This window comes from Rhizobium sp. Root1203 (assembly GCF_001424945.1).
Lineage (GTDB): Bacteria > Pseudomonadota > Alphaproteobacteria > Rhizobiales > Rhizobiaceae > Rhizobium.
In genome coordinates this window covers 99,140-112,708 of record NZ_LMCW01000056.1, presented here as the reverse complement: position 1 = coordinate 112,708, position 13,569 = coordinate 99,140, and the positions used below count along the sequence as shown (strand labels likewise).

The following is a 13,569-nucleotide window of genomic DNA, read 5'->3' as shown; positions in this document are numbered from 1 at the left end:
ATGCAATACGGCTCAAACGTTCGGCCACCCCATTTTCTCTGTTGGCAGCCCCTCGATATTTCCAATCAGGCCAGAGGCAAACCATCTGCAAAATTATATTATATTGAACTTTACAATACCAGTAAATACAATATAGTCGCCAGGGACGAAAGCGAACGACGCCTCGTCGAGGGAGTGGAGGTGACTTTGGTGGCTAAGTATGGCGCCGCGCCGAGCGGCACTTCCACCCCCGACGAGGGGCGAACGTCGCCCCTGGACGCGACCGCCCGTCCAATCATTCGGATCGGTAGTGTCAACAAGGCCTTCGCGACACGGACAGGCGGCGCGATTTCAGTCCTGAACGACATCAACCTGTCCATCCCTGAAAATGTGTTCGTGTCGCTGGTCGGACGAAGCGGTTGCGGCAAGACGACGCTCCTCAACATTATCGCCGGTCTCGAGGCGGCCAGCAGCGGCGAGGTCGCCATCTCCGGCAGGCCCGTGACCGGACCGGGACAAGGTCAGGGCGTGGTGTTTCAACAACATGCTCTTTTTCCCTGGTTGACGGCACTCGAAAACGTCGCATTCGGATTGCGCAAGAAGAAGCTCTCCAAGGCGGAGCGACGCGATCGTAGCGTCGAGCTTCTCCAACTCGTCGGGCTGGAAGCGGCGGCAGGCAGGTATCCCAGGGAAATGTCCGGGGGCATGCAACAGCGCGTGGCGATCGCCCGCGCCCTCGCGTTGGACCCCGAAATCCTGCTGATGGATGAACCTTTCGGGGCACTGGACGAGCTGACGCGCATTGAGCTTCAGCAGGAGTTGCTGCGGATTTGGGAAGTCCGCAAGAAGACCGTCGTCTTCGTCACCCATTCCATCAACGAGGCGCTCATCCTGTCGGACCGTATCGTGCTGCTCGCCCCTCATCCCGGCCGCGTCAAGCAGGAGTTCGCAGTCGACTTGCCGCGTCCGCGCTCCAGAACAGGGACAGGCTTCAACGCCCTCTACGAGGAAATCTGGAACGGGCTGGCGACATGAAAAATGCAGCACTCCAGATCGTCATCGCTTGCGCTGTGATCGTCGCGCTTCTCGCGATACTGGAAGTTGGCGTCGCATATGGACACCTGAAACCCTATCAGTTTCCGCCGGCAAGCAAGGTCTGGCGCGGGTTCGTTGAGACGTCCACAGTCGGTTTCCCGACGGGAATTTCGATCTGGTCCCACACTCTGACGACTATTTCCCGAGTTGCGCAGGGTTATGCGGCAGCACTTCTGTTGGCCATTCCGCTCGGGCTCCTCATCGGCGCCCTGCCCATTCTCGACAAGCTGACCGCGCCCATCGTGGTCTTCTGCCGATCGGTCGCCACCCTCAGCCTGCTGCCGCTCGTCATCGTCTGGTTTGGCGCAGGCGAGCTGACCAAGATCGTCCTCATCGGCTACGGTTGCTTCTGGGTCATGCTTTCGAATGTCATTGCCGGCGTCAAATACATCGATCCCGTGCTTATCCGCGCCGCCCGCAGCCTGGGCGTGAGGAACATGGAGCTCTACCGGAGGATCGTGCTTCCCGCCGCGTTGCCCCGGATCTTCAACGGGGCACGCATGGCGCTCGGGGTCGGCTTCATGGTCATCGTCGGCGCGGAAATGATCGGCACCATCGAGGGTCTGGGTGCACTGATCATGGAGGCCCGCAGCTTTTATCGCAGCGAGATCACGATTGTCGGCATGCTGATCATCGGCATCATCGGCTTCGCCATTTCCATCGGTCTGGCGCGGCTCGAACGTGCCCTGCTGCCGTGGGCGACCACATCTGAGGAGATGTCTCGATGACGCGTCTGATGACCAAGGATGCGGCGCTCGGACTGGCGGGGACATGCGCCGCGCTCGCGATATGGGAATTGAGCGCCCGAAGCGGCGTCATCGATCCACGGGTCTTTCCAAGCCCCTCGATCGCTATCAGGGAAACCGCAGAACGGCTGGACGCGGCAACAGTGCTTGAGCACGTGGGCTGGAGTCTGCTCCGAGTTCTATCGGGCTTTCTTCTCGGCGCTGCAGCGGGGGCGTTCGTCGGCATTGCTGCTGGATGGTATCGGCTTTTCGGCCTCGTTGCCCGGCCACTGATCGAGCTTCTACGCCCGATCCCGCCGTTGGCATGGATCCCGCTGGCCATCATCTGGTTCGGCCTGGGTGAGCCTTCGAAGTTCTTCATCATCTTTCTCGCGGCGTTTTTTCCCGTGGTCACCGCGGCCTACCACGGAATAAGCAATATCGATCCGATCCTTCTGCGCGCGGCCCGGACCTTCGGACTGACGGGCATGCCGCTTCTGTTGCGCGTCGCGGTGCCGGCGGCCTCGCCGGATCTTGCGACCGGTGTCCGCATCGGTTGGGGACTGAGCTTCGGCGTCCTTGTAGCGGCGGAACTCATCGCCGCCGACCGCGGCCTCGGCTACCTCATAATCAACGAACGAAACACCGGCGGCTCCGTCGGCGTCATCGTTGTCGGCATCCTGCTGATCGGTTTCATGAACCTTGTCACGGACGCAGCGATCGGCAGCGCCATCCAACGATGGATCGGCCGGTGGCAAGGGAGTTGACCGCCTCATGCCAAATCCATCCCCGCCAACCAGGAGGAATCCGCATATGATTACGAGAGCCAGAAAAACCCTGACGACGATCGCAGCAAGTTTGCTGGCGGCCGCGTTCTTGAGCACACCCCTCAGGGCAGAGCAGCCGGAAACCGACACGCTGACCATGAGCACCGGCGTGGACCTGCCGTTCATCGTACATATCGTCGCGCGCGAAAAGGGCTGGTTCGCCGAGGCTGGCTTCAAGAACGTGGAGTTTAAGAGCTTCGCTTCCGGAAATCTCGCCGGCGAAGCCTTGTTGGCCGATGAGATCCAGCTTTGGACCCCTGGCAATCTTCCGCCCGTGGCGATGGCTCACAACGGCGTTCCTGTCGTCATCCTCGGGACGAACGCTGTCAGCCACGGACTGGAGAAAATCGTCGTCCGCAAGGATGCAGGCGTGGAGAAGCCCGAAGATCTCTACAAGGTCAAACTGGGCCTGCTCGTCAGCTCGACGTCGGGCGCCCTGCTCGGAAACGTTGCCAAGAAATACCATCTCGAACTGAACAAGATCCAGACCGTCAATCTCGGGCCGCCGGAAGCCATGGCAGCTCTCGCCAACAACGAGATCCAGGGCATCGTCTTCTGGGAACCCTGGCCTTACAAGGCGCTCGCCGAGCAGGACACCAAGGTCGTCCACACCGGCACGAAGAGCTTCTTTTCCGGGACCGAGAACACGGATGCCCAGGTTTCCAACAACCGGACCGTCTGGGTCGCATCACAGGACTGGGTAAGGCGCAACCCCATCGCGACGCGGGCTCTCGTCGGCGTGCTGGTCAAGGCACAGGCTTACGTGCGTGATCCCGCCAACAGGGCCGAAGTGTTGAAGATCTATTCCGACGCACAGAAGCAGCCTATCGCGATGAACGAAGTGCTCCTCGACAACTACACCTTCGATCCGACAGTCGACGCTACCTATGTCAACGACATGGATGCCATCGCGGACTTCTTGACGGAAACCAATCGCATTCAGGACCGCAAGGACGTCCTGAGCTACACCTACACTGAACCGCTGAAGACGGTCGACCCGGCGCTGGTCGAGGTCGAGGGGCAATGGAAACCCTGAGCACACACCAACCACGCCCCGCTCCGGCGGGGACCTTCCGATGGGAACTGGATCATGCACCTTCCAGCTTTGAGCGAGGTGTCCGTCGCCGTCATCGGCGCGGGCTTTATCGCAGAATACCACGTCAACGGCCTACGCTCTGCCGGCGGAGCGCATATCGCGGCGCTCGTCGGCCGGCGCTCCGGGCCGACGGCAGAAAGAGCAGGCGAGCTCGCGATACCGCGCAGCGAGACGGACTACCGCAAGGTGCTCGACGATCGCTCTATCGACGCCGTGGTGATCGCCACACCCGACGACACACATGAGCGTATCGCCATCGATGCGCTTGATGCCGGAAAGGCCGTTCTTCTGCAAAAGCCGATGGCGCTCGATGTCATGCAGTGCCGAAACCTTATCGATGCGGCAGAAAATGCCCCCTCCCGCCTCACGGTGAGCTTCATGCATCGCTATTTTGCGGAAGTCGAATGGCTCCGCGCCCAGCTCGCGGCGAACACGCTCGGCAGCATACATTCTATCCGGATCCGCAACGCCACCGCAGGCGCGAACTGGAATGAATGGTTCTACACGCCAGGCAATGTTTCCGGGGGGGTCGTGATGCAACTGGGCGTCCACGGCATCGATCTTTGCCAGCATCTCTTCGGTCCGATCACCGAGGTATCTGCTCAGATGATGACCGCCCGGCCACAGCGCGAGCTGGCGGATGGACGCGTGGTGCGATCCGAACTCGAAGACAATGTGTTGGCGACCTATCGGTTCCGGAATGGCATCCAGGGCAGCCATGAGATGAGCTATACCGAGGTTCAGGGCTGTGATCGGTTTCGGCTTGAGGTCTACGGTGAACTGGGGACCGCATGGCTCCGGACCGAGCGTGGCACGGCGGCGATTTACGCGCCGTCCCTGACCAGACAACAACAATGGGTCGCGCCCGCTCTTTCCGAACAGCCGCTCGGGCAGGCACATCATCGGCATTGGCTTTCGATCGTCCGTGGCGTTTCCCCGGCCGATGACACGGCCTATGCCGGGCTCGCCTCGATCGACGTGGCCGAAACCATTTATCGCGCCGCCCGCTCAGGCAAGAGAAGCGTGGTGGAAACCGCGCAGGAGCAGGTCCAATGACGCTGAAGATCGCCATGCTGGGTGCCGAGCACTACCACGCGAATTTCTGGGCGCGCGCCTTCGTTCAAAGCCCGGACGCCGCCGTCTCGGGCGTCTGGGATACGGACAGAAATCTCGCGAAAAGCTTCGCTGACCAGTACGGCTTGGCGGTTGCAGATAATCCCGATGCCCTGATCGATCAAAGCGACGCCGTGGCAATCTGCTCGGCAACCAGTGAACATCCGCGGCTGGTGGAAATGGCCGCCGCCCGCAACCGTCCGATACTGTGCGAGAAGCCGCTCGGCGCCAATCGTCAGGACTGCCTGCGCATCAGGGACATCGTCGCCAAGTCAGGCGTTGCCTTCATGCAGAGCTTTCCCAAACGGTTCGATCCGATAAACCACGAGATCGCAGCGCTGCTGCGAGAGAGCGCCATCGGCAGGGTCGTACTTTGCCGGGTCCGGCACGGTCATAGCCACGGCCTGAATGAAGCCTTTCGCTCCGCCTGGTTCGTCGATCCTGCGCGCTCAGGCGGCGGCGCGCTGCTCGACGAAGGCGTCCACGCGGCAGATTTTCTGCTATGGATGTTTGGCGAGCCAGCCTCGGTCAGCGCCACCGTTTCCACCGCGATGCTCGGACTTCCCGTGGACGATACGGCCGTGGCAACGTTCTGCTACGACAGCGGCATGATTGCCGAAGTTGCGACCAGCTGGTGTTTCGCCGCCGCCGATACGTCGATCGAAATCTACGGAACCGAAGGGACAATCCTGCTGAGCGGGGTCGATATCGCTTCCCGCCCGACGCTTGAACAGAATTTCCTGCGCATATTTATGAGAGGCGAGAATGAAGGCCGATGGTCGTCTTCCCCCACGGTCCCGCATTTCAAGACAGGTGTGTTCCACGAGCATGTCGCCTGGGCATTCGTGGACGCCCTGAAGAACGGCCGGGACATGCCCGTCACGCTTGCCGACGGGTTGAGAGCATTCGCGATGATCGAGGCTGCCTACCGCTCAGCGACGTCAGGTCGGGCCGAGGATATCGATTTCCGGGAAAACTGAGCTTGCTTGAGCACCAGTAAAGGGAGGGCGATAGGCTCGTCCTCCCCGTTGCAGCAGCTTACGATGCCTGACGTACCGTTCCCGATTCCGTGCGCTTCGGCAGTTTCCAGCCGGGTCGAACGAAATGGCAGGTGTAACCGTTGGGAATACGCTCGAGATAGTCCTGGTGCTCTGGTTCCGCTTCCCAGAAATCGCTTGCCGGTGTCACTTCGGTTACGACCTTGCCCGGCCAGAGATTTGAAGCTTCGACGTCCGCAATCGTTTCTTCGGCCACCCGTTTTTGCTCGCCGCTGGTATAGAAGATCGCCGACCGATAGCTGGCGCCGCGATCGTTGCCCTGCCGATCTATGGTCGTCGGATCGTGGATCTGAAAGAAAAACTCCAGTAGATCGCGATAGCTGATTTTCGAGGGATCGAAGACGATCTCGATGGCCTCGGCATGATTGCCGTGGTTGCGATAGGTAGCGTTGGCCACCTCGCCGCCGGTGTAGCCGACGCGAGTGGAAATAACGCCATCGTAGCGACGAATGAGGTCCTGCATGCCCCAGAAGCAACCACCGGCGAGCACTGCGCGTTCACTTGTCATCGAACTTCCTTCCATTTAGCCCAGGATAAGCCCCGGGTGTCCTACCTTTGCCAAACCGTTTCTGCCTCCGGTCAATTCGATCCGGCGTTTGCAACGAGAACTGGCTTGGCGCGATAATCCCTGGGGAACATCTTTTTGAGGTTTTCGATCTTAGGCAGATCGTTGAACACTATATAGGGATAGGTCGGGTTGTTTGTCAGGAAGTCCTGATGATAATTCTCGGCTGCGTAGAATGGCTTGCCCGGCTCGATCCTGGTGACGATCGCAGCATCGAAGACGTGAGCCTGATTGAGCTGGCCGATATATGCCTTGGCGACCTTGGCTTGCTCGTCACTGGTCGGAAAGATTGCAGACCGGTACTGGCTGCCGGTGTCGGGCCCTTGCCGGTCAAGCTCGGTCGGATCGTGTGCGACCGAGAAATAGATCTGCAGGAGCCGGCCGTAGCTCACTTGCTTCGGGTCGAAGATGACCTGTACCGCTTCCGCGTGGCCGGTATCGCCGTTGCTGACCATCTCGTACTGCGCCGTATTTGCACGCCCCCCGGAATAGCCTGACTTTGCACTGAGGACGCCGTTCACATGCTGGAACACGCCCTGGACACCCCAGAAGCAACCGCCCGCGAAGGTGGCGGTCTCCTTGTCCAACACCGGTTGCTCATCCGCTGCAGGAGCCGGGATGTTGCGGGCCTCCTCTGCCGCGGACGGGGTGAAGGAAAACGCGGCTACGGCTGCCAGCATGATGGCCGCGCCCAACGCAAGAGAGTGTACCGGACGTGATTTGTTCAGATCGCTCATATGAGATCTCCTCTCAGCCAAAAGTGCGCGGCTACGACAGGCTCTCGGTCCAATACCCACCCGCTTCCGTAGTCGAAATCAGCATGTCTCCATAACTGCTACGAATCCAGTCAGCATTTTGTTACATTGGCCGCCACACATCCGTGCATTCCCGCGTCTGCCGGGAACGCGTCAAGCGGCTTGCTTCTTCAGGCGCGAGAGCAACTTTCCTGTCAGGATGACAGCCAGGCCCGAGATCGAGGTCGCGACGACAAAGAGGAACGGATAGCCCAAACTGTCGGCGATCGCTCCGGCGACCATTGAACCGATGAGATAGACGATGATCTGGGCGCAGGAGAGAATGGTAAAGTCCGTCCCCGGCTGCGCCTTTGATGAGACGGACATGAAAAGGCTGTAAAGGGCAACGATTTCCATGTAGCGGATCAAGGTCTGGAAGCCCGCCGCCCCGAGTAGCACCCATATCCCGGTCAGGTGCCCGATGGCATGCAGGCTGAAGAGCGAGAAGCATACCGTTCGCAGGATGCCGAGCAGCAAAAGGGTGCCGCTCGCCCCCGAACGTCGCACCAGAAGGGCGGCAATGAAGGAGCCGGCAATGCCGGCCGTCGCCGCCGATATCCCGCTGAGGTAGCCGATCGATGACAACGGCAAACCCGCATCGACGAGATATGAACCCTCCATCGATTTGACCAGGCCCTCGCTTGCGCGATACGTCAGCGCTACCGCGAGAACGGTGACCGCCTCGGGTCTCCTCAGGAATGATTTCAACGAGGGCTTTGGCGTCGGTATGAAGCTCGCCGTGTCGGCATCCTCTGGCATGAAGGCGATGGCGACAAGCGGAAGTGCCGACACGGCAGCGATGATCAACACCATCGGTTTCCAGCCGACCCAGCCGTAGAGCAGCAACGAAAGAGTGCCGCCGATGATGACGCTGAAGGCGACCGCAGCGCCCTGGATAGCGTTTCCAACCGGCCTGTCCCCCTCACGAAGTGCGAGTGTCGCGTATCCGTCCGTGGCAATATCCTGTGTCGAGGTCAGAATGGCGACCACAAAACCGATCGCGAGAATGGCGTGCACGTTTGTCGGATCGACCAGAGCCAGGGCCGCAATGGCGACGGCCGTCCCGATCTGCGTCGGCAGGATCCAGCCGCGGCGATGGCCGATTGCCATAAGCTTGATACGGTCGACGAGCGGAGCCCAAAGGAACTTTATCGTCAGCGGGATCATCAGCAACGCCAGCATGCCGATCGCGGTTCGGGACACGCCGAGTTCGCGCATGATGGGCGGGATGGCCGCGACGATGAGATAACCGGGTATCCCCTGTGCAAGGTAAAGCCCCGCCAGCACCGCGAACAGGCGGAAACGGCGCGCACCGACAAAGCGCTTGGGTCTCGTCGGCGTATCCATTGTGGCACTCATGGGCGAGCATTTTCCTTCAGGAGATGGGATAGGGCAAAAGCAATCGCGTCATCGCGGTCAGAGGTCACATGCACGGGGATAGACCAAAGCCGGGCAAACGATTGTTGAGAGCGCGGGTTGGGATGCTCCCGAACAAGGGCCAGCGCCTGGCAGAAACGCGATACCTGGGCACGCGTTTCCTTCGCCCATGCAGCCTGACGTATCTCGCCTTCGCGCGAGAGGTGTGAATGACCTGCAATATCGACCACCATTGCATAGGGTTTATCGAGCATGCCAATCAGTCCGAGTGCACGGAAATAGTCCGCCTCGTCCGTATCGGCATGCGGGGGACAGAGGAGGAGATGGACGAGGCCATCTCCTGTTTCTTCGAAACGGACCATTCTAGAACGTGACCTTGTAGCCGATCGAGACCGTTCTGCCGAAGCCGTTGACCACATTGTTGCGCGTCGCGCTGGCCGTCGGGTTCATGTAGTCGGTGTCGAAGAGGTTCTCTACGCCGAAACTGAGTTCACCGGCTCCGACCTTTCGGCTGGCAATGACGTTGACCAGAGCCGTGCCCTTGATTTCGGGCGCGGTGACGATCTTGTTGCGGCCGTTGAAGAACTGCACCTCGCCGCGCAGATTGAGCCCGTTCTCGAAGGCGTAGGTTCCGTATACCGTACCGTGAACCGGAGTGGCGATGCGATTGCTGGGCAACCAGGCGTCGAACTTGCCATCGCGATCGGTGTCGTAGCGTCCCTCGCGATAACCGAGGATGCCGCCGAGCGTAAAATTGTCGGTCGCGTGCCACCAGCCGGTCGCCTCGACGCCCCAGATCTTCTCCTTCTGCTGCGACACGCGGTTTGACGCGACGTCGTAGTTTACCCCGTCATCCGACGTCGAAACGTAGGCAGAAAGGGAGCCGCCGTAGTCGGCCGTATTGCCACGCAAACCGACCTCGTAGTTGTTGACGATCTGTGGATTGGGCGAGATGTCGGCATAGCTGACGGTGAAGTCGGGAGCCCCGGCACCGGGGCATGCGAGGCTTCCGTAGGCATCGCAAAGCTCGGCCGTGCTGTTGGCGCCGGCACGCCGGGTGAAGCCGCCGATATCCGTCAAGGAAAACCCTTGCGAGAAGCCGCCGAAAACCTGCAGATCCGGCGTCAGATCGAACGTGCCCCCAAGGTTGAACGTCCAGTTGTCGTAGTCATAGGACCCGCCGAGAACGCTGATCGCCGGGTAGACACGGTTGATGTAGAAGATGGATGGACGCCTGAAATTGGCGACATCGAGATGATAGCGCTCGTAGCGCAGCCCGCCTTGCAGCTGGAATCGCTCGGTCACCGGAACCTGCAGCTGGGCGAAGCCCGCGATCGAATTCTGAACCATCGGGCTGATGACGTCCCAGCCGTTGCGGAGGGTCTGGCTCGTATCGTCGTGAACGAAATCCACACCCCAGGTCAGGGTCGACCCCTCTCGAAACTCATCGAGGGGTGTCTCGACGGTGGCATTGATGCCCGCTCGCTTGCTGAAGAGCGTTGTCTGCGAATAGTCGGCCTGAGGGCTTGCCGGATTGCCGGAATAGTAGACCTGATTGTTGTAGAGAGCATGATAGGGCGTGAAGGGGAAACGCTTCGCCATATCATTGTAGAAGGATTTGATTTCCAGGGAGCCGAGCGCAAAATCGCCGTCCGCATAGCGAGCGTTGAAGTACTTGGAGTCTTCCTCGACGGACTGGCCGATGTAGGGCGCAGCGTAATTCGGCGATGCCGGATTGGAGGCGAGGTCAGTGTACCAATCGGGGTCCTGAGACAGACGAACGATCTCACCTGATATCTCGAAGCGGCGCGAATCGACCTCGTATCCAAGGCGTGCGTAGAGGTCTCCGTAGTCGGTGCGATCGCCGCCGCCCTGCCCCAGCATAGCATCCGACGGCAATTCGCGACCCGAGCCGTCATAAGTCAGCCGGGTCTTTCGGCCGGTGGCAGAAAACAGGTAGTCGAAATTGCCGACCTTCTGGGTTGCGGACACGGAGACATCAGGCGCCGCAGACTTTCCGATGTCGTGGGTGAAGGCTTTGGCTCTGGTTTCGACCGTGATCGCCGGCTTTTCCGTGGCATCTTTCTTCGTAATGAAATTGATCGTGCCACCCGTGGCACCTGAACCGTAGAGGCTGCTCGCGCCGTTGACGACCTCGATCCGCTCCACTCTGGAAAGATCGATCAACGACATGGTTCTGGAGACGTCGCGAAGGGGTGTGTTGCGCGGAACTCCGTCGACGAGAACGAGAACGCTTCGCCCTCGGAACGTTTCCGATGCGCCGGACAGTGTCTGGTTGGAGATCGAGAATCCGGGCACAAACTTCGACACCACGGTTGCCGCGTCGCTTGTGATCTTCAGCTGCTCTGAAATTTCGGTCTGATCGATGACGATCACCGAACCCGGAATGCTTGACACCGGCCGATCGGTTCGTGTCGCCGTAATGACCAGCGTTTTGAGCGCGGTTGGCTCATCCTCAGTCTGCGCGTCCTGTGCGAATGCCGCGAGCGGGAATGAAAGCAGTGGAAGCAAAGCAAGGCTGGTGCCTGCACGCAGAACGTGACGCATGGATTCTCCTGATACCCCCAGACGCCAACAAGGCCTTCGCTGATTTACGAAAGCTCTGGTTCCCGACGCCCAAAAAGTCTAAACATGTCTTTCTTAGTCATGTTTACTGTTTGGCAGCTGATGCGGGCTTGGATTGAAGCGAAGCCGGCACTGCTGAAAACGAACTTCTGCAGGGACAGTTGGAAAAGTTGCAATTATATCACAGGAACGAAGCCACGGTCCCTGGCGCGGTAGAACCGCTTCACTTCGATACCGAGGGCTTCGACGACGACACCGACAGGAGCGGTTTGTGCGCCGAGCTTTTGTCCAGCATTGTCGGAGACGTCCGAATTGGCGACGTAGCACACACGCTACGCGGCCTGCGCGGCGTCCTGTGCCGGCTTCCCGGTCTCAAAGTCATGACCTGCTTCTTTCCCGCCGTGCCACTTGGCATCGCGGGCTGTGGCGAACCTTCGTCGTCGCGCATCCTGATGCTGCGCAGCATGGAAGGTCCCCTGGTGGTTGTTCAGGATGGCCAGCGTGTGGAGGCGACATCCGGCGATTTCCTGTTCGTTTCCGGTGAGCGGCCGTTCCAATGGGCGCTTCCCGAGGGCGGCAGACTTGATTGTGGCAGCCTGCAGGCCGATTCCTTCGGCCTGCCGATGACACGGCTTGCGGGCCTGATGCTGCGGCCAATTCCAAAAACGTTTCCGCCGCTACAGCTGCTTGTTACCTACGGCGCATATCTCCTGATGCGCGGACCTCATTCGTCGAAAGAGGCCGAAATGGCCAACGTGCATTTCAACGCAATACTGCCGCTCGTCGTCGCCTATCTGGAGGAGCCGAAGGCCGCAGGCGAGGCGCAACGCCGCCTCTCGCCGGTCAAGACCTATATTGAAGACAATCTTGGCAACAGCGAACTCGACGTCGGTGCCGTTGCCGGCGTCATCGAGGTGACGCCGCGGTACGTTCAGAAGCTGTTTCAACAGGAGGGTACGACTTTTTCCCGCTATCTGCTGGAGCGACGGCTCCTCACGGCAAAGAAGCGGCTGACGGACCGCCATGATAGTCGCGCGATCAGCACAATCGCCTACGAGGTCGGCTTCGGCGACCTTTCGTATTTCAACAGGACGTTTCGCAAGCGCTTCGGCATGCCCCCGTCCCAGATCCGCAATTGCCGCGAAGACAAGACGTCGGTTGACCGGCCCGTGAGCTGAACGGTCGGCTGCCGAGGCAATCCGGCCTTGCGATCTCCGAGATAGCGTAACCTTCTCACGGCTATGCGATCGCGACCAGCTTTTTGCTTTTCGGTGTGGCTGCCAGGTACACCTGCATCGTCTCTCGCGCCACACGGTCGATTGTCAGATGGTCGATCCGCACCTGGCTGTTTGCCTTCCAAGTTGCGATCCGCTCGGGGGATTCCAACAGGTGAGACAGCGTTTCGGCAAGTGCTGCCGGGTCGCGCGGGGGCACGAGAATTCCCGCTTCACCATATTCAAGCAATTGAGGAATGCCGTCCACCGCAGTACCGATCACGGCGCATCGTGCCTCCCGCGCTTCCGACAGGACCAACGGCGCCGGGTCGGCGTGGGATGGGAGCACGAAGATGTCTGCGGCCAGCATATATGGATAGGGATCTTTTACCGCCCCGACGAAGGTGACGGCATCGGCGCACCCCAGAGACGAAACCATCTCGTCGTATGCCTGCCTAAACGGACCGTCGCCAACGATATACAGACGTGCAGCGGGAAGGCTCCGGTACACAGTATCGAATGCTTGGAACAAATCCGGCAGGCCCTTGCGGGGGTGGAGCCCTCCGACAAACACAATGCTGGGCGATTGCAATGCTGCCGGTTCCGTCAGACGCCCTTGCGACCTGCTGGATCCGATCGTGCCATTGAGAACGACGTTCAGCCTTGACGCGGCCACGCCGCGCTTGCGCATTGATGCGCCGACAACATCGCTGACGGCGATCACGCGCGTGCCGAGCCCCATCAGGATCGCACTCTTTTCAAATTCATTATGCACAGTCGTAATCAAAGGTATGCCCGCGAGCTTGCTGATCGGAAAGGCTAGGACAGCACTCGTCATCATGTGCGCGTGGACGACGTCTGGCTCGTATTCGCGGACATGGCGTCGTAGATCCATGAGTGCCTTCGCCAGGCTGGGCAGTTTTCGGCTATGATCGACGACCACGGTCTCGATGCCGTTGTCTCGCAGAAGGCCGTCGAAATCTCCTCCTCCGCTCGCGACGCACACCTGATGACCGAGCGCGACTTGGGCACAGGCAAGATCAACTGCGGCATGGACGTGGCCATTGAGGCGTTGGGTGTGGTTCAGGATATGCAGGATGCGCATCAGGGACCTTTCGTCATTCGCTTTCACAATCCATC

Annotated in this window: 13 protein-coding genes; 7 read left to right on the top strand and 6 right to left on the bottom strand. The window is 60.0% G+C overall.

Annotated features, from left to right (window positions below; all coding sequences use genetic code 11):
- Positions 1 to 189 precede the first annotated feature (189 nt).
- The 6 genes from ASC97_RS28715 to ASC97_RS28690 are packed head-to-tail and all read left to right on the top strand — an operon-like array spanning position 190 to position 5,815.
- Positions 190 to 1,014, top strand: coding sequence for an ABC transporter ATP-binding protein (locus tag ASC97_RS28715; protein ID WP_200959559.1), 825 nt, complete (start codon positions 190 to 192; stop codon positions 1,012 to 1,014).
- Complete coding sequence (locus ASC97_RS28710; RefSeq protein WP_057471731.1) at positions 1,011 to 1,802, top strand: ABC transporter permease; 792 nt, start codon at positions 1,011 to 1,013, stop codon at positions 1,800 to 1,802. The genes ASC97_RS28715 and ASC97_RS28710 overlap by 4 nt, the downstream gene beginning before the upstream one ends.
- The gene (locus tag ASC97_RS28705; protein WP_057471730.1) at positions 1,799 to 2,566 is read left to right on the top strand and encodes an ABC transporter permease; all 768 of its coding nucleotides are present in this window, start codon (positions 1,799 to 1,801) and stop codon (positions 2,564 to 2,566) included. Before ASC97_RS28710 ends, ASC97_RS28705 begins: the two co-directional genes overlap by 4 nt.
- Positions 2,567 to 2,612: 46 nt before the next feature.
- Entirely contained in the window at positions 2,613 to 3,662 is a 1,050-nt protein-coding gene (locus ASC97_RS28700) for an ABC transporter substrate-binding protein (protein WP_057471729.1), read from the top strand.
- A gap of 54 nt (positions 3,663 to 3,716) precedes the next feature.
- The gene (locus tag ASC97_RS28695) at positions 3,717 to 4,778 is read left to right on the top strand and encodes a Gfo/Idh/MocA family protein (protein ID WP_057471728.1); all 1,062 of its coding nucleotides are present in this window, start codon (positions 3,717 to 3,719) and stop codon (positions 4,776 to 4,778) included.
- The gene (locus ASC97_RS28690; protein ID WP_057471727.1) at positions 4,775 to 5,815 is read left to right on the top strand and encodes a Gfo/Idh/MocA family protein; all 1,041 of its coding nucleotides are present in this window, start codon (positions 4,775 to 4,777) and stop codon (positions 5,813 to 5,815) included. Before ASC97_RS28695 ends, ASC97_RS28690 begins: the two co-directional genes overlap by 4 nt.
- 58 nt (positions 5,816 to 5,873) lie before the next feature.
- On the opposite strand, the gene msrA (ASC97_RS28685) is transcribed toward ASC97_RS28690, so the two are convergent.
- From msrA (ASC97_RS28685) to ASC97_RS28665, 5 genes are all read right to left on the bottom strand, one after another.
- Complete coding sequence (gene msrA / locus ASC97_RS28685; protein WP_057471726.1) at positions 5,874 to 6,401, bottom strand: peptide-methionine (S)-S-oxide reductase MsrA; 528 nt, start codon at positions 6,399 to 6,401, stop codon at positions 5,874 to 5,876.
- Between the two features lie 71 nt (positions 6,402 to 6,472).
- On the bottom strand, positions 6,473 to 7,195 hold the full coding sequence (gene msrA / locus ASC97_RS28680; RefSeq protein ID WP_057471725.1) for a peptide-methionine (S)-S-oxide reductase MsrA: 723 nt from the start codon (positions 7,193 to 7,195) through the stop codon (positions 6,473 to 6,475).
- A gap of 171 nt (positions 7,196 to 7,366) precedes the next feature.
- Positions 7,367 to 8,611 carry an MFS transporter gene (locus ASC97_RS28675; protein WP_082530214.1) on the bottom strand — a complete coding sequence of 415 codons (1,245 nt, stop codon included), beginning with the start codon at positions 8,609 to 8,611 and terminating at the stop codon, positions 7,367 to 7,369.
- Entirely contained in the window at positions 8,608 to 8,991 is a 384-nt protein-coding gene (locus tag ASC97_RS28670) for a hypothetical protein (protein WP_057471724.1), read from the bottom strand. The genes ASC97_RS28675 and ASC97_RS28670 overlap by 4 nt, the downstream gene beginning before the upstream one ends.
- Position 8,992: 1 nt before the next feature.
- Positions 8,993 to 11,197 (bottom strand): TonB-dependent receptor, encoded by a 2,205-nt coding sequence (locus tag ASC97_RS28665; protein ID WP_082530213.1) that lies wholly within the window; start codon positions 11,195 to 11,197, stop codon positions 8,993 to 8,995.
- A gap of 179 nt (positions 11,198 to 11,376) precedes the next feature.
- Between ASC97_RS28665 and ASC97_RS28660 the strand changes: the two genes are divergently transcribed.
- On the top strand, positions 11,377 to 12,393 hold the full coding sequence (locus ASC97_RS28660) for an AraC family transcriptional regulator (protein WP_057471723.1): 1,017 nt from the start codon (positions 11,377 to 11,379) through the stop codon (positions 12,391 to 12,393).
- Between the two features lie 61 nt (positions 12,394 to 12,454).
- Here the strand turns inward: ASC97_RS28660 and ASC97_RS28655 are convergent, their stop codons facing one another.
- Positions 12,455 to 13,534: a glycosyltransferase family 4 protein gene (locus tag ASC97_RS28655; protein ID WP_057471722.1), complete on the bottom strand. Its 1,080-nt coding sequence runs from the start codon at positions 13,532 to 13,534 to the stop codon at positions 12,455 to 12,457.
- Positions 13,535 to 13,569: the final 35 nt, after the last annotated feature.

Bases quoted from the DNA above. Each gene is read 5' to 3' on its own strand.
- ASC97_RS28695 (WP_057471728.1), top strand. From the start codon at position 3,717: ATGCACCTTCCAGCTTTGAGCGAGGTGTCCGTCGCCGTCATCGGCGCG.
- ASC97_RS28670 (WP_057471724.1), bottom strand. From the start codon at position 8,991: ATGGTCCGTTTCGAAGAAACAGGAGATGGCCTCGTCCATCTCCTCCTC.
- ASC97_RS28675 (WP_082530214.1), bottom strand. From the start codon at position 8,611: ATGAGTGCCACAATGGATACGCCGACGAGACCCAAGCGCTTTGTCGGT.
- msrA (WP_057471726.1), bottom strand. From the start codon at position 6,401: ATGACAAGTGAACGCGCAGTGCTCGCCGGTGGTTGCTTCTGGGGCATG.
- msrA (WP_057471725.1), bottom strand. From the start codon at position 7,195: ATGAGCGATCTGAACAAATCACGTCCGGTACACTCTCTTGCGTTGGGC.
- ASC97_RS28710 (WP_057471731.1), top strand. From the start codon at position 1,011: ATGAAAAATGCAGCACTCCAGATCGTCATCGCTTGCGCTGTGATCGTC.
- ASC97_RS28665 (WP_082530213.1), bottom strand. From the start codon at position 11,197: ATGCGTCACGTTCTGCGTGCAGGCACCAGCCTTGCTTTGCTTCCACTG.
- ASC97_RS28705 (WP_057471730.1), top strand. From the start codon at position 1,799: ATGACGCGTCTGATGACCAAGGATGCGGCGCTCGGACTGGCGGGGACA.
- ASC97_RS28700 (WP_057471729.1), top strand. From the start codon at position 2,613: ATGATTACGAGAGCCAGAAAAACCCTGACGACGATCGCAGCAAGTTTG.
- ASC97_RS28655 (WP_057471722.1), bottom strand. From the start codon at position 13,534: ATGCGCATCCTGCATATCCTGAACCACACCCAACGCCTCAATGGCCAC.
- ASC97_RS28690 (WP_057471727.1), top strand. From the start codon at position 4,775: ATGACGCTGAAGATCGCCATGCTGGGTGCCGAGCACTACCACGCGAAT.